1 protein-coding gene and 2 pseudogenes are annotated in these 918 nt (G+C 43.6%); all 3 read right to left on the bottom strand.

What is annotated here, in order from left to right; genetic code table 11:
• A pseudogene (locus SORDD24_RS02650) lies at positions 1–247 on the bottom strand (dihydroorotase); the annotation flags it as partial.
• A gap of 12 nt (positions 248–259) precedes the next feature.
• Positions 260–724, bottom strand: a complete 465-nt coding sequence (locus SORDD24_RS02645) for an NUDIX hydrolase (protein ID WP_001135756.1) — start codon at positions 722–724, stop codon at positions 260–262.
• Positions 725–733: 9 nt separating this feature from the next.
• Positions 734–918 (bottom strand): annotated as a pseudogene (locus SORDD24_RS02640) (uracil-DNA glycosylase); the annotation flags it as partial.

Here is a 918-nt window from a genome sequence, read left to right as displayed (position 1 = left end):
CCGCTGCTGCAGCTAGAGCACCGGTATGAATATCTTCCTTGTGGGTTTGACCTGGTTCACGGAAATGAACATGGATATCAACCAGTCCAGGCGCAACCACAAGACCAGTAGCGTCAATCAGTTCTGCTCCTTCTTCCTTGATTTCAGGCGCAATTTTGATAATCTTTCCATCTTCAACCAAAACATCACAGACTTGATCCAAACCAGACTTAGGATCCATTACACGACCATTTTTGATTAGTAGCATCTGCTTTCTCCTTTATTCATAAAAATCAACTTGGGTATCCAACAATTTATCCCCATCATAAACAAACTTAGCTGAAAAGAAGGGTTTATCCTCTAAGAGCCACTCAACAAAGGTGTGGTCACCTTCCCAAGTCGGCTTGCTTAAGACCTCATCATAGGGAACCCATTCTAAGGTTCCTTCATTGCAGTCAATCAAGTCACCCTCAAACTCTGTAACCTTAAAAACATAAGTGTACCAGTCTAAATCAGGCGTAAATTCAGGAAAAGTGATAACGCCTTTTAGCACAGGCTTGGCTTTTAGACCTGTTTCTTCGAGGATTTCACGCGCCGCGCATTCCTGAGGCGTCTCTCCTCGCTCTAGCTTACCACCCACACCAATCCATTTGCCAGCATGGACATCATTGGGCTTTTTATTGCGATGGAGCATGAGTAGTTCTTTTCCGTTATCAATGTAGCAAATCGTCGCTAACTGAGGCATATTTTCTCCTTATCTAAGCCAATCGATTGGCTCTTGTCCTGTCTCTTTTAAAAATGCATTAGCCTTGGAAAAAGGCTTGGAACCCCAAAATCCTCTATAAACTGACAAAGGACTGGGATGGGCTGATTCAATAATCAAGTGATGAGGATTGGTAACCAAGACCTTCTTCTTGCGTGCATAGGCTCCCCAGAGTA

This window comes from Streptococcus oralis, from assembly GCF_001579175.1.
Classification (GTDB): Bacteria; Bacillota; Bacilli; order Lactobacillales; family Streptococcaceae; genus Streptococcus; species Streptococcus oralis_O.
This window is presented reverse-complemented; position numbering and strand designations above follow the sequence as displayed.

Excerpts from the sequence above, each read along its gene's own strand:
- SORDD24_RS02645 (WP_001135756.1), bottom strand. The coding sequence starts at position 724 with ATGCCTCAGTTAGCGACGATTTGCTACATTGATAACGGAAAAGAACTA.